We start from the raw sequence: 21,608 nt of genomic DNA, 5'->3' as shown, positions 1-21,608 counted from the left end.
GATGTTCCGCACAATCATCGACTCTACACGTGTCCGTGTAGAGTGAGACCGCCCTTGACCTGCACAAAGCTGGCAGGGAGCCGTCTTAGAGGAGTCCCAGGTGCTGCGCACCATGTTCAAGTCCAAGATCCACCGGGCCACCGTCACCCAGGCCGACCTGCACTACGTCGGTTCCGTGACGATCGACGCCGCCCTGATGGAGGCCGCCGACCTGCTGCCCGGCGAACTGGTCCATATCGTTGACATCGACAACGGCGCCCGCCTGGAGACGTACGTCATCGAAGGAGAGCGCGGCTCCGGTGTCATCGGGATCAACGGCGCGGCCGCGCACCTCGTGCACCCCGGTGATCTGGTCATCCTGATCAGCTACGCACAGGTCGACGACGCGGAGGCCCGTGCCCTCGTGCCGAAGGTCGTGCACGTGGACGCGGACAACCGGATCGTGGCTCTCGGCGCCGACGCCTCGGCGCCGGTTCCCGGGACTCGTACGGAGCGGAGCCCGCAGGCTGTCGTCGCGGGCGGCTGACGTCGCCGTCCGTGTTCCCGGGCGAGCGCCGTCCATGTCCACGAACGAGAAAGCAGGAGTCATGGCCGAGAAGGCAGCGGTAGAGATCAGGGACGATCGGGAGCACGGCAGTCTCGTTGCGTACGAGGAGGGCAAGCCGACCGGGACCATCGCGTACTTCGTCATGGCCCCGGCTCCCGGCGCGCTGGTGGCCGTGCATACCGTCGTCCGGCCCGAGCACGAGGGCAAGGGCATCGCGGGGGCGCTCGTCCGGGAGTTCTACGCGATGGCCGCCCGCGAGGGAGTCCCCGTCGTTCCGCTGTGCCCGTACGCGGCGACGTGGGCGCAGCGTCACCCCGAGGAGGCGCCCGAAGCGTCGGCCGAGCTCGTCGAGGAGGCCGAGCGGCAGCTCAGGAGCCACCCCGAGCTGTTCTGAGCTCCAAGACCGGTGTGGATGCGGCCGGCGGCGCTCGGGGCGCTATACCGTCTGCCGTCCGCCGCCCTTCCCGTCACGCGCTCAGCTCCGTGGCTGGCCCGCTCCTGGGTGCGAGGTCGTGGCGGATGTACCACTCGGTGCCCAGCACCTCGCGCTGAACCGCCGGCGGTAGAGCGGCGATCCGGCCGGGCGCCGCTCCTCGTTCCACCTCGCTGCGGTGCGCGAGGATCGCGGCCAACTTCTGCGGAAGCCAGGGACCGACGTCGACGGTCGTGGTGATCCACGCGTCCTCCGAGCAGTACAGCGCGTCGGTCGGCGTTCCCGGCCGGGCCAGCCGCCCGCCCACCGGGACGGCCGCCGAGCGGGGATGTGTGGCGAGGTGAAGAGCGCTCGGCTGCCAGGGATCACCGGATTCAGGACAGTAGCGGGGGAGGCCGGCCGCCCGGACCGCCAGTGCGGTGATCCGGTGGGCGTGTACGTGGTCGGGGTGGCCGGTCATGCCTCCGTAGGCGTCCGTCGTGATCACGACCTCCGGCCGGACGTCACGGATATGGCCGACGACGGCCTCCACGGCCTCGTCCAGCGGGGCGTCGAGGAACCGTGGCCGGCCAGGTGCCGACTCCGGCACGCGGGCGTCCGCGTAGCCGAGGAGCCGTGGGGCGCCCGCACCCAGGGCGTCGAGGGCCTCGGCGAGTTCGGCGGCCCGGTGTGTGCCCTCCGCCCAGGTCGCCGTGACCACCGCGGTCCGGGCGCCGGTGGCCGCGTGCTGGGCGAGGACGCCCCCGCAGAACAGCGACTCGTCGTCCGGATGGGCGTGGATGGCGAGAACGCTCGGCAGGGGCATGAGGGACACCTCTCGCGTCGACGGCGCCGGTCGTGGATCCGGCCGGACTCCGGCGATGTCCGGGCGGCTTGCCGGAGTCCTACCCACTCGGGACGGCTCGGCGTACGTCGGCCCGCGCCGCGCTGCCGCACGGCGCATGTGTGGACTCGGCAGGCGCGGGCAGCCGCTCCGGGAGACGGTGGAGGAAAGCTTCATCTATCCATTTCGTGCCGTTCTGGAGGATCGCGATGACCCACCCGTACCCCGACCCCGTACCGCCCTCGCCGACGCCTCCGCCCGTACCGGGCCCGCCCACTCCGGTGCCCGGCCCGCCACCCGTGCCGCCGGGTCCCGGGCCGGTGCCGCCCGGGCCCGCGCCGGACCCGATCCCGCAGCCGCCCGCGCCGGGCCCGGACCCCGTACCGGATCCGGAGCCCGAGCCGCAGCCCGCCGGGACGTGACCGGGGGCCGGGTCCGGGACCGGTTCCGACCGGTGCCGGGGCCCGGCCCGCCTGTTCAGTCGTCCCGCCCGATCAGCGCGTCCGCGTGCGCGAGGCCGCTCTCCGCCGCGATGTCGTCCAGCGACTGAGCGTCCCGCACCGTCACGAACGCCACCGGTTCGTCGTGCCGCGAACGGTCGTGCCGTGAATCGTCGTGCTCCTGCCCCGCCGCAGCCCGGAATCCGTATACCGCGGGACGGGGCAGGCTGTTGTACGCCCACGGAGTGGAGAAGTAGTACGCCCCCGTGTCGTACAGCACGACCACATCGTCCTCGGCCAGCTCCGGCAGCTCCCTGCCGTACGCCACCACGTCCCCCGCGAAGCAGCACGGTCCCGCGATGTCCTGTGCCAGCGACGGCCCGCTCTTGGGAGTGCCGTCCGGGCCGAACGCTCCGATCCGCAAGGGCCAGGCGTCGGGCATGAGGACGGTACGGGTGGCGGTCTGCGCTCCCGCGTGGGTGAGCGCGATCCGGCGGCCCCCTGCCTCCTTCGTGTACTCCACCCGGGCCCCGATGAACCCGTTCTTCGCCAGCAGCGACCGGCCGAACTCCGTGACCAGGGAGTAGCGGCCGGAGAAGAGGCCGGGGGCGGCCGCCGCCAGCGCCGCCACGTAGTCCGCGTAGCTGGGGCGTACGGTCTCGTCTGCGAAGTTGACCGGAAGGCCGCCGCCGATGTCCAGGCTGGTGACCTGTCGGACGCCCAGCGTCGCGTTGATCTCCTCGGCCAGCTCGTACGTCCGCGCCACCCCGTTCGCGATCAGCTCCAACGGGCAGCCCTGGGAGCCCACATGAGCGTGCAGCCGGGTCAGCCACGGTCGCTCCCGGAAGGCCGCGACGATCGCCTCGCGGGCCCCCGGGTCGCGCAGCGCGACTCCGAATTTCGAGGTGTCCGTCGCCGTGCTCATCGGCCCGATCGAGCCACCGCCCACCTGGGGGTTGACCCGCAGCCCGAGGACCGAGGCGGTGCCCGGGTCGCGGAGGGCGTCGATGCGGCGCAGTTCGTCGAGGCTGTCGGCGTTGACGGCGACGCCGAGCGCGAGCGCCAGCCGGATCTCCTCGCGGGTCTTGGCGGGGGAGTCCAGCACGACCCGGGCCGCGGCGAAACCGGCCTCCACGGCCAGCCGCAGTTCACCGGGGCTCGCCACCTCGCACCCCATCCCGCATTCGGCGAGCAGTCTCAGCACCGGGACGAGGGAGCAGGCCTTGGCCGCGAAGGTGTGCAGTACCCCGGGCGTGGCGGCGAAGGCGTCGTGCAGGGCCTCGACGGAGGCGCGCACGCCCTCCGTGTCGATGAATCCGGCGACCGGGCTGCTCTCGCCCAGCAGTCCCTGTCCCACGGCCGCCCGGACAACGGCGTCGAAGCGGGCGGGCGGCGGTGCCGTGCCGTCCTCGTGGTGCCCGGAAGCGGAAGTCGTCTGCGTCATACGGCCAGAGTCCCTGATGGCTGCCCCCGGGTCTTCGGCGGAACGGGGGCGCTCGGTCGCCCGGCCACGCGCCGGTGAGCGCCCCCGGGGATCAGGCGATCAGGCCGACCACGGCCTCCGGTGTCAGCATCCGGAAGGTGAAGGCCTGCTGGAAGTAGAGGTGGACGCTCGTGGCGTCGTGGTCCGCGTAGCCGATCGACAGGTCCTGGCCCAGGCAGAGCTCGAAGTCCCCGCCCCGGGTCGACAGGAGCACGCCACCCTTGACCGCGGGTGCCCACAGGATCTCGTCGTCCACCAGCCGGCTCAGGTGCGTCTTGACCGGATAGCCGTGGTCGGAGGTCTCGGCGGCCTCGGTGAACGCGTCCGCGCCGAGCAGCAGCCGGTACGGACCGTCGACACCGGCCAGCCGCAGCCGCGTCACGGCCTGGCTGACCGCCACCGGATAGTCCCGCGCGTCGGCGGGCAGCGGGAGGGGATCGTGCGAGGAACCGTCCCGCAGGCCGGTGATCCCGGCTGCCCCGTACCCGTCGATGACCGCCATGTCCTCGGCGAACGCGCAGGTGCGTGCGGCATCCTTGACGGGCTGCCAGTCGCTGTCGGCGGAGCCGCGCTCCACGTCGTCCACGGCCTGGCGGGTCACCGTGAACGGCACCCGCCACTCGATGACCGGCGTCGATGTACGGGCCCGGGCCGCCACGTCCGGGGTGGGCGGATCGATGTCGGTCAGATGGCCGTCGCCGACAGCGGCGAGAGTGGGACCTCCCGGATCGGACACGTCGACGACACGGCGGCCGGCGACATGACGGCGGAAGGTGCGCCGGGCCTCCTCCTCGATCTCGTCCCAGGCGGACGGGGTGACCGGCGCGAGTTCGCGGTGCAGATTGTTCATCACTGGGCGCTTTCTTGCAGGCTGCCGATGCGCAGCGAACCGTGGTCCGCCCCGGCCGCGAGGGGCTCCTGCCGGACCGGTGCGGGCACGGGTTCCGGCCGGTCCCCGGAGCGGGCCAGGACGGGCGGGGGCGGCGGAGCGTCGAGGAAGTCGGCGCGGGGGGCGAAGAAGAGGGAGCCGGTGACCGCCGTGGAGAAGTCGAGGATGCGGTCGTGCGTCCCGGGCGGATCGCCGAGGAACATGTTGCGGAGCATCCGCTCGGTCACGTCGGGATCGGCGGCGTACCCGATGAAGTACGTACCGAACTCGCCCTTCCCGAAGCTCCCGAACGGCATGTTCGCCCGCAGGATGTCCCGATCGGTGCCGTCCGGGTCGGTGATCGTGTTGAGCGTGAGGTGGGAGTCGGCGGGCTTCTCGTCGTCGGGGAACTCCACGTCGTCCAGCTTGGTGCGGCCGATGACGCGTTCCTGCTCCTCCACGGAGAGCGCGTTCCAGGACGTCAGGTCGTGCAGGTACTTCTGTACGACGACGTAGCTGCCGCCCTCGAACTCCGGGTCGCCCTCCGCCCCGACGAGCGCCGCCGCACGGGCGTCGTCGCCCACCGGGTTCTCCGTACCGTCCACGAAGCCGAGCAGGTCCCGGTGGTCCAGGTAGCGGAAGCCGTGCGTCTCGTCCACGATCCGCAGGGCTCCGCCGAGCTTGTCGAGCAGCTGGGCCGCCCACGCGTAGCAGACGTCCATCCGCTCGGCCCGGATGTGCAGCAGCACGTCGCCGGGGGTCGCCGGGGCGTGGTGAATCGGTCCTCGCAGTTCCGGGAACGGGTGGAGGTGAGCCGGGCGCGGCCCGGCGAACAGCCGGTCCCAGGCGGTGGAGCCGAAGCCCGCGACACAGGCGAGACCGGAGTCCGGGTAGCGGAAGCCGAGCGACCGGGCGACAGCCGCGATATCCGGCAGCACGTCGCGCACCGCGCCCTCGCCGCCCGGCTCGATCGTGCCGACCAGAAACAGCGCCGCGCTGGTCAGCGGCGCCACGACGGGCTGTACGGAGACGGGATCAGGCACGGCGTCGGGCATGCGCGCACTCCACTGGGACGGTGTACGGACGGCGGCGAATCAGACGGTGTACGCACGGCGGTGAATCAACGCTGGCGGACGGTCGGCGGATGGTCTGCGGTCGGTCGGCGGGCCGCGATGAACAGGACTCGCAGCCACTAACCCACGTTTTGTCTACGTCCGCACGCCGGGAGCGCCCGGCCGGGGGAGCGCGCGGATGCCGGCTGATCGCGCGGCAGCCGTCCGGGACATCGTGGGGGAGTGGCTGAACAGCGGGTGGACGGCGGAGTCGACCTGGGCGGCGACGGCCTCGGGGTGGAGCTGTCAGTTTGCCGTCGGGGTGCAGGAACGCGGGACCGCGGACGAGGGCCCGTACCGTGGCCGGCTGGGCGTCCGTGTCCGCGTCGGCGTCGACGTCGACGCCGGGGAAGGTGTCGCGGACGATGGTGCGGACGTACCTTGCCGACCCGGTCCTCAGGCGTCGACTTCGGTCCTGTCGCCGCCCCAGCGGGTGTGGAACGTGCCGTCGCGGTCGGTGCGGTGGTAGGTGTGTGCGCCGAAGTAGTCGCGCTGGCCCTGGGTGAGAGCGGCGGGGAGGCGTTCGGCACGCAGCGAGTCGTAGTAGGCGAGGGCGGCGGCGAAGGCCGGGGTGGGGACGCCCTGGGTGACGGCGGTGGCGATCACGGTGCGCCAGTCGCCCTGTGCGGCGGCGATCTCCTCCGCGAAACTCTCGTCGGCGAGGAGGCTCGGCATCCGGGGCCGGGCTTCGTAGGCGCCGGTGATCCTGTCGAGAAAAGCGGCCCGGATGATGCATCCGCCGCGCCAGATCGAGGCGACCTCGCCGAGGTCGATGCTCCAGCCGTACTGCTCGCTGCCGGCCGCGATCTCGTGGAAGCCCTGGGTGTAGGCGACGATCTTCGAGGCGTACAGCGCCTGCTCGACCTGGTCGGCGAAAGCCGCCGCCTCGTCCTCGCCGAGGGTGCGGATGGTCGGTCCGGCCAGGTGGCGCGAGGCGTCGCGGAGGTCGGCGTGGCCGGAGACGGAGCGGGCGAAGACGGCTTCGGCGATCCCGGAGACGGGAACACCCAGATCGAGGGCGATCTGCACGGTCCAGCGGCCGGTGCCCTTCTGTTCCGCCTGGTCGAGCACGACGTCCACGAAGGGTTTGCCGGTCGCCGCGTCGACATGTGAGAGCACTTCGGCGGTGATCTCGATGAGGTAGGACTCCAGGCGCCCGGTGTTCCAGGTACGGAAGATGTCCGCGATCTGCGCGGGGGAGTACCCGGCCACGTCGCGGAGCAGTTGGTACGCCTCGCCGATCAGCTGCATGTCCGCGTACTCGATGCCGTTGTGCGTCATTTTCACGAAGTGCCCTGCGCCGTCCGGCCCGATGTGCGTGACGCACGGAGCACCGTCCTTGGCCTTCGCGGAGATCTTCTCCAGCATCGGCCCGAGTGAGTCGTAGGACTCCTCGCTGCCGCCCGGCATGATGCTCGGTCCGTCGAGCGCGCCTTCCTCGCCGCCGGAGATGCCGGTGCCGACGAAGTGAATGCCCTGCTCGCGCAGTTCGCGCTCCCGGCGGCGCGTGTCCTCGAAGTGCGCGTTGCCTCCGTCGATGATGACGTCGCCGGTTTCCAGGAGAGGCGCGAACTCCGCGATCACCGCGTCCGTGGCCTCTCCGGCCTTCACCATGATGACCAGGCGTCGTGGCCTTTCCAAGGCCGCCACGAACTCCTCGGCACGTTCGGCGGCGATGAAATCCCCCTCATCGCCGAACTGTTCGACGAGTTCATGGATGCGTGCGGTCGTGCGGTTGTGCAGAGCGACGGTGTATCCGTTGCGGGCGAAGTTCCGGGCCAGGTTGCGTCCCATGACGGCGAGTCCGGTGACGCCGATCTGAGCAGTGCCGCTCATTTGTGTGCTCCTGGAGATCCGAATATGTGGGTGCGGTCGATGTGCGGTCGATGCGGGGCTGCTGGGCTACAGGGGTGCGCGGCGGGGTGCGCTCGGTGCGCGAGGAGGCGCGTGGTGCGTTCGGCGGTGCGTGGTGAGGTTCGGCCGGGCGTGTGGTGCGCTTCGGTCGGGGGAGTACAGGCCGGGGGACGGCCGGGTCCACGCGCGGGCGCTCGCGGACGGCCTCGCCGACGGCCTGCTCAGGGCGAGGACGAGGCGGCCGTGCCCCCGGCCCCGGTGGCCGGGCCGGTTCCGGGGGCCGGACCGGCCTCCAGGAGTGCTTCGTCGTCCCCGGGCTCGGGAATCACGTGCATCGCGGCCTCCTCGGCCGACGCCGCCGCCCCGTCGATGCCCACGTCGCTGGCGGTGAGGGTGGCCGGGGCGCTTCCGTCCGCCTGCTGGGTCAGCCGTCCGGCGCGGGCGACCCCGACCTCGTCGTCCCAGGGCTCGCCGTCGCCGCCTGCGAGATCGCCCACGCCGTCGCCGGCGGAACCGCCCGGCTCGGGCACTTCCCTGGTCAGCCGGGCTTCGAGGGTCTCACCGGTGTGCCGCTCGTTGGCCGTGGTGCCGAGGCCGTCGACCACCCAGGGGCGGTCCGGCGGTGCGTAGCCCTCGTCCAGCGGGTCCCCGGTGCCGGACGGATCCATGAGCGTGTCTCCGGCGTCGAGCTGTTCGCCGGGGTCGGAAGCCTCGGGTTCCTGGGGCTGGTAGACGTCGTCTCCCCAGTCGGTGTCGCTCATGGCGCGTCCTTTCCTCAGGGAGTACCGATTGCCACTGTCCCCTGTACGCAATTCCACTCCGGTCCCGCTCCGGCCGCAAAGGGAAGATCGGATTTCGGTGCGCGGGGCGGGCATCGCGGACCGGTCCGTACGCAGGTCGCGGCCTCGTTCGCCGCGCATCCGGAGAGCCGGGCGTGTCCTGGCCGGAGAGCCTGGGCGCGGGGCGTTCGCATCGTCCGACGGCCCCGCACAGGGTGACGTCCCATGGAGGACGTACAGCGACCGTCCGGCGGCCCGGAGCGCGCAGACCGTTCCCTCCGTGCAGTCCCCGCGCCCCGTGCAGTCCCCGTGCCCCGCGCAGTTCCAGGCCGGCGGGAGCCGCTGGAGCGCGGTCGTCGCCGTCGTCGTGGCCACCGCCGTGGTGCCGCCCGCCGGGATCACCGGGTTCCGGAACCGACCGTGCGGACGATCGTCAGCACCAGCCGGCTGGTCGACAGCATCGCCTGACGCCCGCATCGCCTGACGCCCGCGCCCCCGGACTGACGCCCCGCACCCCCTGACGAGGAGGCCGGTCCCTGCCCGGGAGTCCGTTCCGGGCGTTCGCCCCGGTCGGGGCGGCCCTGCGGCGGACCGGGCCCTTCCCACCGCACGTACACTCGGCCCATGGGACGCAGCGCCGAACCGAGGAGATGCCCGCACCGGGCGGCCTCCGCGCTGCCTCCGGCCGCCTCCCGCGCGGCTGCGCCCCCGGCGCCCGCGGACGCGGCGCCCGGAACGGGCCGTACCGCACTGCACGGCCACGGCTAGCGGTCCACGCGACGGTTCCCGGCAGCGGTATCCAGCGTTCCCGGCCCCGGCGTAACCGCCCCGGCCCGCCGCCTCCTCACCCACACCCCCACACCCTCTCCGGCACCACCCCCCTCCGGCACTACACCCCCCATCGCCACACCCACCACTCCGGCCCGCTGAGCGCCGGAGCTCACCGTCGCCTCCGGCCCTCGCCGGACGCGCGAGTCACGATCGGCTCCACAGCACCACGCGGCCCACGGCGCACCCGCCGTGCCGCTTCCCGGCGACGGCCGCACCACTTGGCCGGCGCCGCACTCGAAGGGATCATCGTGAAGCTGAGCGACCTCATGGCCGGGCAGGACCACCACGTGCTGCGGGGAACCCCCGCCCGCACGGACGTCACCGCCGGAGCGACGTTCGACGCGGACCGGGTCACCCCCGGCTCCGTCTTCGCCGCGGTGCCCGGCCACGCCGCCGGCGGCCCGGAAGCCGTCGCCCCGGCGGTCGCCCGCGGCGCGGTAGCCGTACTCGTCGACGAACAGGCGCCGCCGCTGCCCGCCGCGCTGGGCGACGTGTGCGCCGTACGCGTCCCCGACGTCCGCAGGGCCGCGGCGGTCCTCGCCTCACGCTACTTCGGCGAACCGGGCCGGGCGATGGACCTGATCGCCATCACCGGCACCAACGGCAAGACCTCCGTCTCCTACATGACCGAGTCGGTGCTGCGGATCGCCGAAGGGGCCCGGGTCGGGGTGATCGGCACCGCGGGCAGCCGCATCGGGGACGAGCCCATCCCGATGCCCCCCTCGGTGCTCACCACCCCGGAATCACCTGATATGCAGTATCTGCTGGGGCACATGCGCGACCGCGCCACCGGCAGCGTCGTCCTGGAGGCCACCTCCATGGGGCTGCTGACGCACCGTCTGGACCGTACGTTCATCGACGTGGGCGTCTTCACCAACCTCACCCAGGACCACCTCGACGACCACGGCACCATGGAGAACTACCGGGACGCCAAACTCCGCCTCTTCCAGGGGCTGTGCCGCCGCGCCGTGGTCAACGCCGACGACCCGGTGGGCGCCGGGATCCGGAAGCTGATGCCCGACGCCGTGACCACGTTCGCGCTGGACGGCGACGCGGACTACCGCGCGAGCGATCTCACCGTGGACGCCTCGGGCACCCGGTTCACGCTGCACCACGACGGCCGCAAGTACCCGGCAGCGATCCCCTCGCCGGGCCGGTTCTCGGTCTCCAACGCGCTGGCCACGGTGGCGGCCTGCCACCTCCTCGGCCACGATCTGGCCGGGCTGGTCGACGCGCTGGAGCGGATGCCTCAGATCCCCGGCCGCTTCGAACGCCTCCACACTCCCGGCGGCACCTCGGTGATCGTGGACTACGCACACTCGCCGGACTCCCTCAGCAAGGTGCTCACCACGATCCGGGGCTTCGCCCGGGGCCGGGTCATCACCGTCTTCGGCTGTGGCGGGGACCGCGACACCACCAAGCGCGCCGAGATGGGCGCCATCGCGGGCGACCACTCCGACCTGTGCGTCCTCACTTCGGACAATCCCCGCTACGAGGACCCCGAGGCCATCCTCGACGAGATCGCCCCCGGCATCGCGTCGACCGGAACGCCGTTCGAGCGGATCACCGACCGCCGCCTGGCCATCGCCGCGGCGCTGACGGAGGCGGGGCCGTCCGACATCGTGCTCATCGCGGGCAAGGGCAGCGAACCGCACCAGAGCATCCGGGGCGAGCTGCTGCCGTTCAGCGACATGGCCACCGTGCGTGAACTGATCGGCGGACAGGGGATGAGGGATAGCGGAAAGACGGGCTGACGCGCACGCGCGCAGAGGCGCAGGAGGGCGCGGGAGCGGGGCGCTAGGACCAGATCGATCCAGTGGTGGTGGCACCGGGGGGTCCGGCATGCTGGCCGGGCCGCGCGGAGCGCCGGACGGGGCACGCACGGGGGCGGGAGCCATGGACGTCTTCACGACGTACCCGGGAGGGTACGGGGGCGTCGCGCCGCTCGGGACCGCGGCATCGTCGCCGTACTGAGTAGTGGGTATATCGCCGTCGCCGGGGCGGTCCGCTTCCGCAGGTTCGGTGCCCCTCTGCTTGCGACAGGCTGAACTCGACAGGAAGCTCGGCGTGAGGCCTCGGTCCGGGCGGCGGGCGGCCCCCGGCTAGGCGAAGTCCGCGCCGGACTCTCGTCCACCCGGAGCCGGAGCCGGAGCCGAAGCCGGGCTCGCTCCTACGCGAAGCCGCCCGAGCGGGCCAGCCAGCGGCCCGCGTGCCGTGACACCTCGACGGGGCGACCGAAGCAGGCGGTCATGCGCTCTTCCGTGAGGACGTCCTCGACCGCCCCTGCCGCGAGCACGCGCCCCTCACGTAGGAGCAGGGCGTGACTGATCGCCGGGGAGAGCTCCTCCAGGTGGTGGGTGACGGTCACTGTCGACAACTCAGGTCGTTTCAGAGCGAGATGGCTCATGGTGTCGATGAGGTCCTCGCGCGAGGGCAGATCGAGAGCGTTGAACGGTTCGTCGAGCAGCAAGAGCGCCGGATCCGCCATGAGGGCGCGGGCGATGAGGATCCGGGCGCGCTGGCCGCCCGAGCAGACGCCGTACGGGCGGTCGGTGAGGTCCTTGATCCGGAGCTCGGCGAGCAATCCGTCGGCACGCTCGCGCACCTCGTCGTCGTACGACTTCCACAGCGGCTGGACGGTGCCGGAATGGCCGGTGAGGACGGTGGCGCGGCAGGTCAGGTCCCCGGGGACGCGCTGGGAGGTGGAGACGTGGCCGATGCGGGCGCGCAACTCCCGCACGTCGACGCGGCCGAGCCGGTGGCCGAGGACGTCGACCGTGCCGGAGGTGGGGAAGACGGTGGCGCCGACGAGCCGCAGGATGCTGGTCTTGCCCGCTCCGTTGGGGCCGAGCAGCGCCCAGTGCTCGCCGGCCCGGACGGTCCAGCCGATGCTGTCGAGGATGACCTGGTCGGTGGTGTGGCGGCGCATGCTCACGCCGTCGAGGGCGGCGACGACACGCCCCTGACTGTTGCCGGTGTTCCCGTCCATGCTGTCGTGCGGCCCCTTCGCGTCGGTGAGTACCCGGTCTACCGCACGGAGGGTAGCTGTAGGCGGCATTCATCGGCGTGGGTGACTGCATCGCGGGCACGGGCCGGTCCTGGCCGCCGCTCCCCGTGCCCCTTCGCGGCGGACCTCAGCGCCGGGCCAGGGCGAGCAGGCTCAGCCCGAACATCAGCACTCCCAGGGGGAGATGGACCGACGGAAGGTGGGCGATGCCGACGGCGACCTGGAGCGAGGCCAGGACCAGGAAACCGGACGCGTACAGGACGGGCCGGGGCGAGCCGCCGCCCGGCTTCCAGGCCAGTACCGCCGCGAGCACGTACAGCATCGACGCCCCGTACATCACGCGCGCTCCGGCGCTGTGCAGCGTCTCCCCGTAGGACGAGGTCATCAGCAGCCCGGAGGAGACCGCCTGAAGGAAGATCGTGAGTGTCTGCAGGGCGATCGCGATCCGCAGAAACGGGAACGCGCGCCGTGTCGTCACCGGAGTGGCCATGCCACGCCCCTTTTCCGCCCGTGGGCAGTCGATCGATAAGGTCTCACCAACCCGACGACGCGGGCCGGCGAAAGGTAAGGCCAGGAGGTCGGGAGCATGGAGGCGCAGGGGGAGGGGGCGGACGCCGGGGGGACAGCTGGTGAGCGCGGCCGACTGATCAACGTGGCCTACCGGTTGCTCGGATCTCTCGCCGAGTCCGAGGACGCCGTGCAGGAGGCCTTCGCGCGCTGGTACGCGCTGCCGCTGAGCCGGCGGGACGAGATCGTGTCGCCCGGCGCCTGGCTGACGACGGTGACCGGCCGCATCTGCCTGGATGTGCTCGGCTCGGCGCGGGTCCGGCGCGAACGCTACGTCGGTGCGTGGCTGCCCGATCCGCTGCCCGACCCGGTCGAACGCGGCGACGGCCAGGGCTCCGACCCCGCCGACCGGATGGTTCTGGACGAGTCGGTGACCATGGCCTTCCTCGTCGTCCTGGAGACGATGACCCCCGCCGAGCGCGTGTCGTTCGTCCTGCACGATGTCTTCCGCTACCCCTTCGCCGAGATCGCCGACGTCCTCGGCCGGACGCCCGCCGCCTGCAAGCAACTCGCGTCCTCCGCCAGGCGGCGGGTGCCCGACGCCGGGGCTCCGGTGACGGCGGACACGCGGACCGAGGTGGTGCGGCGGGTCAAGGAGGCGTGGGAGAACAAGGACATCGCGGCCCTCGTCGACCTCCTCGACCCGACCGCCGTGATGACCGCCGACGGCGGTGGCCTGGTCGGTGCCGCCCCGCACCCGATCGAAGGTGACGCGCGCATCGCTTCGTACATGGTCGCCATCGCCGACCGGGCCCCGGGGCTGGTGCTGTGGGAGCGGTCGGTCAATGGTGCGCCGGGCCTGGTGGCGCTACGGGACGGTGTCGTCCTGACCGTGGCCTCGTTCGACATGACCGACGGGCGCGTCGGCCGGATCTGGGTGGTCCGCAACCCGGAGAAGCTGCGGCCGTGGGCGACCCGCAGGCGTGACGACGAGGAAGTCCGGGGCGTCTCGGGGTCGCTGACCGCTTTCGACCGCCGACCGCTGTGATGCCCCTGGGGGTGACGTCTGCTCTGGATCGAACTCGGTCGGGTCCACCGGCCACGGAGGCACAGAGCCACGGAGACGCGGAGACGCGGAACCACGGAGCTGCGGAGCCACAGAGCCGCGGAGTCATGGGGGCATGTCGGTTCTACCGGCGCAGGTCGAGCCGCATCAGGACGCGCGGGTGACGGGCCAGCACCGAGGTGGTGTCGGAGGCGTGGGTGAACCCGGCGCGTTCGAAGTTCTTCCGGATCCCGGGGTACGCCATCGTCAGGTCGACCTTGGCGTCACCGCTGTCGAGTGGGTACGCCTCGATCGCCGGCGCACCGTGGGCGCGGGCGAACTCGACCGCGCCGGAGATCAGCTCGCGCGAGATCCCCTTCCCGCGATGGCCGGGGCGAACCCGGATGCACCACAGGGACCGGACCGGCAGGTCGTCGACGTGCGGGATCGTTCGGCCGCGGGCGAAGGAGGTGTCCGAGCGCGGCGCCACGGCGGCCCAGCCGACCGGCTCGTCGCCGTCGTAGGCGAGTACCCCCGGCGGAGGCTCCGCGCGGCAGAGCCCGGCGACGTAATCGCCACGTGCCGCACCGCGGAGCTCGGTGTTGAGCTTGGACGGAATCCGGTAGCTCAGGCACCAACAGACGTTGGCATCGGGCGACTTCGGGCCGACCAGGGTACGCACATCCTCGAATGCCGAAGCCGGGCGAACTGCGATGGTCATGGCGCCACGATGCCATGACACACCCGGCCACGCCCGCGGGGAGCGTCGGGAGCGAACTGGTCCAGGTCCAGAGGTGTCCCGCGCACGCCGGGCGTGAACGGCTGAGGTCCCGGGTGCCCGCGGCTGAGCACGGACAGCCGGGCCTCCGTCCGCCCGTCCTCAGTACGGCGGCAGACGCAGCGTCCCGGTGCCCTCGCGTACGTCGTGCACCAGCCGGATCTTCCCCACCGGACTGCCGTGCTCGTCCGTGGTCACCAGCGCCGCGTCATCGCTGTTGACGCACCGCCCGCGCGCGTCCGGCTCGGGGCAGAACAGTACGTAGCCGGTCTGCCGGTCGACGCGGCCCGGCTCCAGCCGCCAGATCCATTGATAGGTGCTCATGACCACCCGGGGGTAGGTGGCGCGCAGTCGCTCCCTCACCGCCTCCTGCACCGTGTCACCGAACTTCTGGCGCTCCCCGAACGGGCGGACGACCCGGGCGCTGCCCGTCGTGTCGACCCGGCCCGCCCCGATCTCGTAACTCGCCGAGAAGTAGGCCTGCTCGGTGAGCGAGGCCAGGAGGTCCTGCCGGGTCAGCCGCATCACGGTGGGCCAGGAATCCTTGCCCCGGGCACGCCGGTCGGCGACGGACGGGGAGACCACGTTCACGTACGCCCCCTGAGCCTTCGCCAACGTGCTGTCGGCCCCGCTCGCCGTGACCCAGCGTTGGACGCACTCCCCGATCTCGCCGAGAACCTTCGCGACGGTGGCGTTCGTCAGCTCGGCCACGACGTAGGGCGGGGTGCCGGTCGGGCCCAGGGCGACGACCTCGTAACCGCAGGCGTCGAAGGCGCCCTTGAGCGTACGGAAGTCCTCGGCCTGCTGCCGCCCGCGCTTCACGGCTTCGGCCAGGACGCCCGCGCAGTCCTCGCGGTCGCACCTGCCCTCGTCGGCCCGGTCCGTGTCGATGCGGAGCCGGACCACGGCGTCGCGGTCGTCGGCCACCGCGAACGTGACCTCCGAGCCGCCCGAGCCCGGGAAGAGCGTGCGCGCTCCGATTGCCTTGAGCTGCCCCGGGAAGTGCTCCTCGGCCAGTTCCTCCGCCGCCCGGCGGTCGTCATCGGTGTCGACCACTCCGCACGCCCCCAGCAGCACGACCAGCGAACCCGCCAGCGTGCCGGTCAGTGCGGCTCTCCACCGTCTGCGGTGCGATCCGGTCATGATGAGCTCCTCCACCTGGCCCCGTCCCCTGTTCCTGTGACAGTAGGACGCGTGCCTGCGGGCCGGATGAGTACGCCTACTCAACCCGGGTGTTCGGCGTCCTCGCGCACCTCTTCCGCCCCATCGTCGCTGTTGGCATGGACCTGACTATCGAACTCCGCTACAGTCCGGGACGGTATATCTGAGAGCGCTCTCAAGAGTCGCGATCACCATGCGCTCCCGGACGCCTCCCGTTCCACCCCCACGTCGCTGGAACAACAGGAAGGGCCACTCCCTTGAGACACGCAACCGTGCTGCGGACCGGTCTGTCCGCACTCCTGCTCCTCGGTGCCTGGGCCGCCGCCGGCCCGTCTACCGCCTCCGCCGCCCCCACCGACTCCGCGGAAGCCCCCGCCTCCGCGGCCCTGCTCACCGCGATGCAGCGCGACTTCGGCCTCACCGAGGGCGAAGCGGTCGCGAGGCTCGCCGACGAGAAGGCGGCCACCGCCCTGGAGCCGAAAGCGCGGCGTGCCGCGGGCTCCGCCTTCGGTGGGTCCTGGTTCGACGCGAAGACCGGCAAGCTGATCGTCGCCGTCACGGACGCCCGGAGGGCCGAGGCCGTACGGGCCGCCGGTGCCGACGCCCGGCTCGTCGAGCACTCGGCCGAGCGGCTCGACGCGGCGAAGGCCCGCATCGACGCCCTGCCCGCACCGTCCGGCGTGAGCAGCTGGCACGTCGACCCGGTGACCAGCAGTGTCGTCGTGAATGTCGTGGCCTCCGAGCAGCGTGACAACGATGTCCGCTCCTTCGTCGCCGAAGCCCGCGAGGCCGGGCCTGTGACCGTCGAGACGACCGCCGAGGCGCCGCAGACCTTCGCCGCGGGAACGGTCGGAGGCGACCCGTACTACACGGGCAACGTGCGTTGCTCGATCGGCTTCTCCGTCCACGGCGGCTTCGTCACCGCCGGGCACTGCGGCGGTGCCGGCCAGTCCGTGCGCGGCTGGGACGGCTCGGCCATCGGTAACTTCCAGGGCTCGTCCTTCCCCGGCGACGACTATGCCTGGGTGCACGTGGCCAACGGCTGGTGGACCGTGCCGGTCGTCATCGGCTGGGGCGCCGTCTCCGACCGGCTCGTCCGCGGGTCGAACGAAGCGCCGATCGGTGCCTCGATCTGCCGCTCCGGCTCCACCACCCACTGGCACTGCGGCAACGTCCTCGCCAAGAACGAGACCGTCAACTACAGCCAGGGCGCTGTGCACCAGATGACCAAGACGAGCGTCTGCGCCGAGGGAGGCGACTCCGGCGGATCGTTCATCAGCGGCGACCAGGCCCAGGGCGTCACCTCCGGCGGCTGGGGCAACTGCTCCGGCGGCGGGGAGACCTGGTACCAGCCGGTCAACGAGATCCTCAACCGTTACGGGCTGACCCTGCACACCGCGTGATCCGGGGGAGCCGTCCCGCCGTCCTCCCCGGCGGTGCGGCTCCCGCCGATGGGTGGGGGAGCCGGGCCGCGAGCGGTCCGGGTCGGCCGGATCCACTCGGCTCGGCGAAGGCACTGTGAGCGGCCCCGCCTGCGTGCGGGGCCGCTTCCTTGCGCGGGCCTCCCGGGAGAGCGTTTTCCCGATGCCCAACAGCCTCTGCCCAGCGCATCGTTCACAAGCTATTGACACCCTCTCGACACCGGCGCAACACTGACACCGCCTTGGAGAGCGCTCTCCCGAAGGGTTCCGCGGTCCGCCGGCCTCGTGACCGCCGGGCGGAGTCTCTTCCCGGCTGCACCGTCCAGCTCACCCTTTCCCCCCACCGTGCACCCGATGTGCAGGGATGAAGAGCGGCATGGAGGTCCCTATGGTGACAAGACTCAACAGAACGACCCTGGTGTCCGCCCTGATCGTGGCGACCGCCCTGGCGCTGGTCGCGCTCGGGCTCACCGCGATCACGAACGCCGGGGCGGCCCCGCCTGCGTCCGACAAGTCCGCGGCGGCCTCGCACGTCATGCAGGGCCACAAGATGGCCCCGGCGAAGCCCGTCGCCTTCGGGGACGACCCCGACGGCGACGGCTACATACCGGCGGACCCGCCGGTCACGGGAGTGGAGCCGTCCGACGAGATCCCGCCGCACCGCTACTTCCACGAGTTCCAGGCCAACTGCTCGGTCAACCACACCGCCCCGGACGACCCGATCGTCTACCCGGGCCGGGCCGGCGCCTCGCACGACCACACGTTCATGGGCAACGACACCACGGACGCGAACAGCACCACCGCCTCCCTGGGCGCCGGCGGAACCGCCTGCCTCGCCCCCGGCGACCTGTCCGCCTACTGGATGCCGACCCTCTACGACGGGAACGAGGAGATCCGCCCGGTCGGCCCCCAGACCATCTACTACAAGGCCGGAGTCACCGACTACCGCACCGTACGCCCCTTCCCCAAAGGGCTGCGGTTCGTCGTCGGCAGCCCCACGCAGACCGCCCAGGAGTTCCGTGACCACCCCGGCATGGTCGAGGGGTACGAGTGTGGCGAGAGCTACCACAACTACGACTTCCCGGCCGCCTGCCCGACCAGCCGGGACGCCCAGCTCAACCTGCGTATGCAGGCGCCCAGTTGCTGGGACGGCAAGCATCTGGACACCCCCGACCACAAGGCCCACATGGCCTATCCGGTCGTGATGGGGGCCAACCAGGACGTCTGCCCGACGAGCCACCCGGTCGCCCTGCCGATGATCGAGTTCAAGATGGCGTGGCCGGTCAACGGTGACATGTCGCAGGTGAGACTGGCCAGCGGCACCGGCCACTCCTTCCACTACGACTTCTTCAACGCCTGGGACAACGCCACGCTCGACGCCCTGGTCGACCACTGCATCGTCGGTGCTCTCCAGTGCAACGCCCGTGGCTACGACGAGAACAACCCGGGTGAGGGCGCGGTTCTGGACGAGAACTACGAACTGCCCTGACCCTGCCTGTCGCGTCTCCCTCGTGGGCGCACCGTACCCATGAGGGAGAGCGCTCTCCCCGTGCTCTCCCGGCTCTCCACGACCTGCTTGCCCGCTCTGCCCCGGCCGTCCCGTCATCAATGGCCTCCTGGCCCACCCTTCCTACGCTTCCCACCCCGCCCGCACTCCCGTGAGGAGACCCTCCCCCCATGATCACGTCGCGATTCCGACGACCGGCCCGCGCCCGGGGCCGTACCACCGCACGCCTCGCCGTCGCCGCACTCCTGGCCGCCGCGGCGGCCGCGCTTCCGGTGCCCGCCGCTCAGGCCGCCGGCAGCGTGGTGAAGGTGACCGGCTCCCAGGGCACCTGGCAGCTGACCGTGAACGGTGCCCCGTACACCGTGAAGGGCCTGACCTGGGGGCCGTCCGTCGCGGACGCCGGGCAGTACATGCCCGACGTGAAGTCGATGGGTGTCAACACGATCCGTACGTGGGGCACCGACGCCACGACGGCGCCCCTGCTGGACACCGCGGCGGCGAACGGCATCAAGGTGATCGCCGGGTTCTGGCTGCAACCGGGCGGCGGTCCCGGCAGCGGCGGCTGTGTGAACTACCTGACGGACACCGCGTACAAGAACGACATGCTCGCCGAGTTCCCGAAGTGGGTCCAGACCTACAAGGACCACGAGGGCGTCCTGATGTGGAACGTCGGCAACGAGTCGGTGCTCGGTCTGCAGAACTGCTACAGCGGCGCCGAGTTGGAGCAGCAGCGCGACGCCTACACCACGTTCGTCAACGAGGTCGCCAAGAAGATCCACGCGGTCGACCCGAACCACCCGGTCACCTCGACCGACGCGTGGACCGGGGCCTGGCCGTACTACAAGAAGAACGCGCCCGACCTCGACCTGTACGCGGTGAACTCCTACGACGCCGTCTGCGACATCAAGGACACCTGGGAGAGCGGCGGCTACGACAAGCCCTACATCGTCACCGAGGGCGGGCCCGCCGGTGAGTGGGAGGTGCCGGACGACGCCAACGGCGTACCGGACGAGCCCGGCGACGTGGCGAAGGCCGAGGGCTACCAGCGGGCCTGGGACTGCGTCGACGGGCACGAGGGGGTGGCGCTCGGCGCCACGCTGTTCCACTACGGGACCGAGTACGACTTCGGCGGCGTCTGGTTCAATCTGCTCCCCGCGGGCCAGAAGCGGCTCTCCTACTACGCGGTGAAGGAGGCCTACGGCGCGGACACCTCCGGCGACAACACCCCGCCGGTCATCAGCGGTATGACCGTCGACAACGCCTCCGCCGTTCAGGCGGGCAAGCCGTTCACGTTCAAGGCATCCGTCTCCGACCCGGACGGTGACCCGCTCACCCATCAGGTGCTGGTCAACTCCAAGTACATCGACGAAGCTGGCCAGTTGACGGAAACGGCCTTCACCGACCGGGGTGACGGGACGTTCGAGGTCACCGCACCGGACAAGCTCGGCGTCTGGAAGGTCTACCTCAAGTCGACCGACGGCAAGGGCAACGTCGGCATCGAGACGAAGTCCTTCAAGGTGGTGCCGCCCAAGGTCGACGGGGTGAACCTGTCCTCCGGGAAGCCCGCCGAGGCGTCGTCCTACCAGCCGGACGGCGTCGGCTGCCCCTGCCCGGCGGCCAACGCCGTCGACGGATCCTTCGACACCCGCTGGGCCAGCGAGTGGGGCGACCGGCAGTGGATCCAGGTCGACCTGGGCGCGACCACCTCCTTCGACCATGTCCAGCTGGCCTGGGAGGCGGCCTACGCCAAGGCGTACACGGTCCAGACCTCGGACAACGGGCAGGACTGGACCACCGTCCACACCCAGGCGGCGGGCAACGGCGGCATCGATGACATCGAGGTCGCGGGCAACGCCCGCTACGTCCGCGTGAGCACCTCCGAGCGCGGCACCCCGTGGGGCTACTCGCTCTACGAGTTCGGCGTCTACCGGAGCTGATCCGGCAGGCCGGCGAGCCCTCCGCGCCGTCCCGTCCCCGCTGTCGGCGCGGAGGGAGCCCGCGGCGGCCACGGACATCCGTGACCGCCGCGGGCTCGTCTTGCTCGCGCACTGGGCGACGCCCTCCGGCACGATGTGGCGGGTAGCCTGCTCGGCATGGACCTTCGTACCACCGTTGAGCGCGCTCAACGACTCAAGCAACTGCACGCCGATCACCGGCCCCTCGTGCTGCCGACCGTCTGGGACGTCTGGTCGGCGCGGACAGCGGCCGACGCCGGGTTCCCCGCCCTGACGATCGGCAGCCATCCGCTCGCCGATTCCCGGGGGGCCGCGGACCAGGAGGGGCAGACCTTCGAGGAGGTGCTCGCCGCCGTCGGGCCGATCATCGCGGCGGTCGACGTCCCCGTCTCCGTGGACCTGGAGGCCGGCTACGGGCAGAAGCCCGCGGACCTCGTCGCCGGTCTCATCGAGGTCGGCGGTGTCGGCCTCAACATCGAGGACACCGTCCACTCCGAGGGCGGACGCGTGCGCAGCACGCAGGAGCACGCGAACTACGTCGCCGGACTGCGCGCGGCGGCCGACGAGGCGGGAGTCCCGGTCTGGATCAACGGCCGCACCGACCTGTTCGTGTACGCGGAGGACGCCTCCGCCGTTCTCGACGAGGCGATCGAGCGGCTGCGGGCCCTGGAGCAGGCAGGCGCGGACAGTGTCTACCCGGTGCGCATCCAGGACAACGACGAACTGCTCGCGGCGGTGACGGCCGCCGTCTCCGTGCCGGTGAACTCCACGGCCCATCCGGTCAAGCACGATCTTGAGCGCTTCCGCCGCCTCGGCGTCCGCCGGATCACCTACGGCCCCCTGCTGCAGTTCGCGATGACGGACGCGATGAAGGGCATGCTCGGGCCGTGGGCCCCTTAGCGGGCGCCCCCTTCGCCCGGACACCCTCCTGAGCTCGACCCTGTCGGGGATCTTGAGGACCCCGACAGGGCAGCATGATCAGCGGGCATGCTCGGCCCTGTTCGAGAACCGGCGCAGTGGTCGAGGTGCCCGTTGCCGCTCCGTGCTCGCTCCGGTG

Annotated in this window: 18 protein-coding genes; 8 read left to right on the top strand and 10 right to left on the bottom strand. The window is 71.6% G+C overall.

Annotated features, from left to right (window positions below; all coding sequences use genetic code 11):
- Positions 1 to 100 precede the first annotated feature (100 nt).
- Together panD and ACIRJT_RS06225 are read left to right on the top strand one after the other, a co-directional pair.
- Positions 101 to 526: an aspartate 1-decarboxylase gene (panD, locus tag ACIRJT_RS06230; protein ID WP_403905185.1), complete on the top strand. Its 426-nt coding sequence runs from the start codon at positions 101 to 103 to the stop codon at positions 524 to 526.
- A gap of 61 nt (positions 527 to 587) precedes the next feature.
- Positions 588 to 941 carry a GNAT family N-acetyltransferase gene (locus ACIRJT_RS06225; RefSeq protein ID WP_403905182.1) on the top strand — a complete coding sequence of 118 codons (354 nt, stop codon included), beginning with the start codon at positions 588 to 590 and terminating at the stop codon, positions 939 to 941.
- A 73-nt stretch (positions 942 to 1,014) separates the two neighbouring features.
- Here the strand turns inward: ACIRJT_RS06225 and ACIRJT_RS06220 are convergent, their stop codons facing one another.
- The 6 genes from ACIRJT_RS06220 to ACIRJT_RS06195 all read right to left on the bottom strand — a co-directional run bounded on the left by ACIRJT_RS06220 (position 1,015) and on the right by ACIRJT_RS06195 (position 8,321).
- The gene (locus tag ACIRJT_RS06220; RefSeq protein WP_403905180.1) at positions 1,015 to 1,785 is read right to left on the bottom strand and encodes a PIG-L family deacetylase; all 771 of its coding nucleotides are present in this window, start codon (positions 1,783 to 1,785) and stop codon (positions 1,015 to 1,017) included.
- 495 nt (positions 1,786 to 2,280) lie between these two features.
- Positions 2,281 to 3,687: a diaminopimelate decarboxylase gene (locus tag ACIRJT_RS06215; RefSeq protein WP_403905177.1), complete on the bottom strand. Its 1,407-nt coding sequence runs from the start codon at positions 3,685 to 3,687 to the stop codon at positions 2,281 to 2,283.
- Positions 3,688 to 3,778: 91 nt separating this feature from the next.
- On the bottom strand, positions 3,779 to 4,576 hold the full coding sequence (locus ACIRJT_RS06210) for a family 1 encapsulin nanocompartment shell protein (protein ID WP_403905174.1): 798 nt from the start codon (positions 4,574 to 4,576) through the stop codon (positions 3,779 to 3,781).
- Positions 4,576 to 5,649, bottom strand: a complete 1,074-nt coding sequence (locus tag ACIRJT_RS06205; protein WP_403905172.1) for a Dyp-type peroxidase — start codon at positions 5,647 to 5,649, stop codon at positions 4,576 to 4,578. The genes ACIRJT_RS06210 and ACIRJT_RS06205 overlap by 1 nt, the downstream gene beginning before the upstream one ends.
- Positions 5,650 to 6,102: 453 nt before the next feature.
- A complete protein-coding gene (gene gndA, locus ACIRJT_RS06200; protein ID WP_403905169.1) occupies positions 6,103 to 7,542 on the bottom strand; it encodes an NADP-dependent phosphogluconate dehydrogenase in 1,440 nt (479 codons plus the stop codon).
- A 239-nt stretch (positions 7,543 to 7,781) separates the two neighbouring features.
- Positions 7,782 to 8,321: a DUF5709 domain-containing protein gene (locus ACIRJT_RS06195; RefSeq protein ID WP_403905167.1), complete on the bottom strand. Its 540-nt coding sequence runs from the start codon at positions 8,319 to 8,321 to the stop codon at positions 7,782 to 7,784.
- Positions 8,322 to 9,418: 1,097 nt separating this feature from the next.
- Here ACIRJT_RS06195 and ACIRJT_RS06190 point away from each other — a divergent pair.
- Entirely contained in the window at positions 9,419 to 10,924 is a 1,506-nt protein-coding gene (locus ACIRJT_RS06190) for a UDP-N-acetylmuramoyl-L-alanyl-D-glutamate--2,6-diaminopimelate ligase (RefSeq protein WP_403905164.1), read from the top strand.
- 416 nt (positions 10,925 to 11,340) lie between these two features.
- On the opposite strand, the gene ACIRJT_RS06185 is transcribed toward ACIRJT_RS06190, so the two are convergent.
- A complete protein-coding gene (locus tag ACIRJT_RS06185) occupies positions 11,341 to 12,159 on the bottom strand; it encodes an ABC transporter ATP-binding protein (protein WP_403905161.1) in 819 nt (272 codons plus the stop codon).
- Between the two features lie 145 nt (positions 12,160 to 12,304).
- On the bottom strand, positions 12,305 to 12,667 hold the full coding sequence (locus ACIRJT_RS06180) for a hypothetical protein (protein ID WP_403905159.1): 363 nt from the start codon (positions 12,665 to 12,667) through the stop codon (positions 12,305 to 12,307).
- A gap of 96 nt (positions 12,668 to 12,763) precedes the next feature.
- Between ACIRJT_RS06180 and sigJ the strand changes: the two genes are divergently transcribed.
- The gene (sigJ, locus tag ACIRJT_RS06175; RefSeq protein ID WP_403905156.1) at positions 12,764 to 13,732 is read left to right on the top strand and encodes an RNA polymerase sigma factor SigJ; all 969 of its coding nucleotides are present in this window, start codon (positions 12,764 to 12,766) and stop codon (positions 13,730 to 13,732) included.
- Between the two features lie 142 nt (positions 13,733 to 13,874).
- Here the strand turns inward: sigJ and ACIRJT_RS06170 are convergent, their stop codons facing one another.
- Both ACIRJT_RS06170 and ACIRJT_RS06165 read right to left on the bottom strand, forming a co-directional pair.
- Positions 13,875 to 14,450 (bottom strand): GNAT family N-acetyltransferase, encoded by a 576-nt coding sequence (locus ACIRJT_RS06170; RefSeq protein ID WP_403905153.1) that lies wholly within the window; start codon positions 14,448 to 14,450, stop codon positions 13,875 to 13,877.
- Between the two features lie 159 nt (positions 14,451 to 14,609).
- On the bottom strand, positions 14,610 to 15,650 hold the full coding sequence (locus tag ACIRJT_RS06165) for an SCO7460 family lipoprotein (protein WP_403905152.1): 1,041 nt from the start codon (positions 15,648 to 15,650) through the stop codon (positions 14,610 to 14,612).
- A 275-nt stretch (positions 15,651 to 15,925) separates the two neighbouring features.
- On the opposite strand from ACIRJT_RS06165, the gene ACIRJT_RS06160 reads away from it, so the two are divergent.
- From ACIRJT_RS06160 to ACIRJT_RS06145, 4 genes are all read left to right on the top strand, one after another.
- Entirely contained in the window at positions 15,926 to 17,071 is a 1,146-nt protein-coding gene (locus ACIRJT_RS06160; protein WP_403905149.1) for a S1 family peptidase, read from the top strand.
- Between the two features lie 406 nt (positions 17,072 to 17,477).
- Positions 17,478 to 18,578, top strand: a complete 1,101-nt coding sequence (locus tag ACIRJT_RS06155) for a DUF1996 domain-containing protein (RefSeq protein WP_403905147.1) — start codon at positions 17,478 to 17,480, stop codon at positions 18,576 to 18,578.
- Positions 18,579 to 18,766: 188 nt separating this feature from the next.
- Positions 18,767 to 20,533 carry a discoidin domain-containing protein gene (locus ACIRJT_RS06150; protein ID WP_403905146.1) on the top strand — a complete coding sequence of 589 codons (1,767 nt, stop codon included), beginning with the start codon at positions 18,767 to 18,769 and terminating at the stop codon, positions 20,531 to 20,533.
- Between the two features lie 156 nt (positions 20,534 to 20,689).
- The gene (locus tag ACIRJT_RS06145) at positions 20,690 to 21,451 is read left to right on the top strand and encodes an isocitrate lyase/phosphoenolpyruvate mutase family protein (protein WP_403905144.1); all 762 of its coding nucleotides are present in this window, start codon (positions 20,690 to 20,692) and stop codon (positions 21,449 to 21,451) included.
- Positions 21,452 to 21,608 lie beyond the last annotated feature (157 nt).

This window comes from Streptomyces sp. NPDC102283, from assembly GCF_044766265.1.
Lineage (GTDB): Bacteria > Actinomycetota > Actinomycetes > Streptomycetales > Streptomycetaceae > Streptomyces.
Note: the sequence above shows the minus strand (reverse complement) of the source record. Positions and strands in the feature narration are given on the sequence as shown.

What these genes read in the sequence shown, in the direction of transcription:
- ACIRJT_RS06155 (WP_403905147.1), top strand. Translation starts at nt 17,478, where the DNA reads ATGGTGACAAGACTCAACAGAACGACCCTGGTGTCCGCCCTGATCGTG.
- ACIRJT_RS06225 (WP_403905182.1), top strand. Translation starts at nt 588, where the DNA reads ATGGCCGAGAAGGCAGCGGTAGAGATCAGGGACGATCGGGAGCACGGC.
- sigJ (WP_403905156.1), top strand. Translation starts at nt 12,764, where the DNA reads ATGGAGGCGCAGGGGGAGGGGGCGGACGCCGGGGGGACAGCTGGTGAG.
- ACIRJT_RS06180 (WP_403905159.1), bottom strand. Translation starts at nt 12,667, where the DNA reads ATGGCCACTCCGGTGACGACACGGCGCGCGTTCCCGTTTCTGCGGATC.
- ACIRJT_RS06205 (WP_403905172.1), bottom strand. Translation starts at nt 5,649, where the DNA reads ATGCCCGACGCCGTGCCTGATCCCGTCTCCGTACAGCCCGTCGTGGCG.
- ACIRJT_RS06195 (WP_403905167.1), bottom strand. Translation starts at nt 8,321, where the DNA reads ATGAGCGACACCGACTGGGGAGACGACGTCTACCAGCCCCAGGAACCC.
- ACIRJT_RS06210 (WP_403905174.1), bottom strand. Translation starts at nt 4,576, where the DNA reads ATGAACAATCTGCACCGCGAACTCGCGCCGGTCACCCCGTCCGCCTGG.
- ACIRJT_RS06170 (WP_403905153.1), bottom strand. Translation starts at nt 14,450, where the DNA reads ATGACCATCGCAGTTCGCCCGGCTTCGGCATTCGAGGATGTGCGTACC.
- gndA (WP_403905169.1), bottom strand. Translation starts at nt 7,542, where the DNA reads ATGAGCGGCACTGCTCAGATCGGCGTCACCGGACTCGCCGTCATGGGA.
- ACIRJT_RS06165 (WP_403905152.1), bottom strand. Translation starts at nt 15,650, where the DNA reads ATGACCGGATCGCACCGCAGACGGTGGAGAGCCGCACTGACCGGCACG.
- ACIRJT_RS06215 (WP_403905177.1), bottom strand. Translation starts at nt 3,687, where the DNA reads ATGACGCAGACGACTTCCGCTTCCGGGCACCACGAGGACGGCACGGCA.
- ACIRJT_RS06150 (WP_403905146.1), top strand. Translation starts at nt 18,767, where the DNA reads ATGATCACGTCGCGATTCCGACGACCGGCCCGCGCCCGGGGCCGTACC.
- ACIRJT_RS06185 (WP_403905161.1), bottom strand. Translation starts at nt 12,159, where the DNA reads ATGGACGGGAACACCGGCAACAGTCAGGGGCGTGTCGTCGCCGCCCTC.
- ACIRJT_RS06145 (WP_403905144.1), top strand. Translation starts at nt 20,690, where the DNA reads ATGGACCTTCGTACCACCGTTGAGCGCGCTCAACGACTCAAGCAACTG.
- ACIRJT_RS06220 (WP_403905180.1), bottom strand. Translation starts at nt 1,785, where the DNA reads ATGCCCCTGCCGAGCGTTCTCGCCATCCACGCCCATCCGGACGACGAG.